The sequence below is a fragment of the Chryseobacterium sp. SIMBA_038 genome, from assembly GCF_046535115.1.
Taxonomy (GTDB): Bacteria; Bacteroidota; Bacteroidia; order Flavobacteriales; family Weeksellaceae; genus Chryseobacterium.
In genome coordinates this window covers 1-248 of record NZ_JAWRXH010000342.1, presented here as the reverse complement: position 1 = coordinate 248, position 248 = coordinate 1, and the positions used below count along the sequence as shown (strand labels likewise).

The 248-nt window shown below is 70.6% G+C and carries 1 protein-coding gene; it reads right to left on the bottom strand.

Features of this window, described 5'->3' with window-relative positions; all coding sequences use genetic code 11:
* A partial coding sequence (locus SB689_RS23815) for an MFS transporter (protein ID WP_410694504.1) occupies positions 1 to 248 on the bottom strand: 248 nt, incomplete at both ends.

Below are 248 nucleotides of genomic sequence, written 5' to 3'. Positions count from 1 at the left end.
CGCGCGTGCGAGCACGCCCACCAGCCAGGCGCAGGTCAGCACGCTGAATCCGAACGCGGCCTGCGGCGATAGCGTCGCCACCACGAACCCACCGAGCGCCGGGCCGGCCGTGCGCGCGATATTGAGCGAAAAGCTGTCGAGCGCGATGGCCGCCGACAGCTCGCGCGCCGGCACCTGCTCGGTGACGGCCGACTGCCATGCCGGCTGGAACATCGCGCCGGCGCACCCGCTAAGGAAGGTGAAGAAAA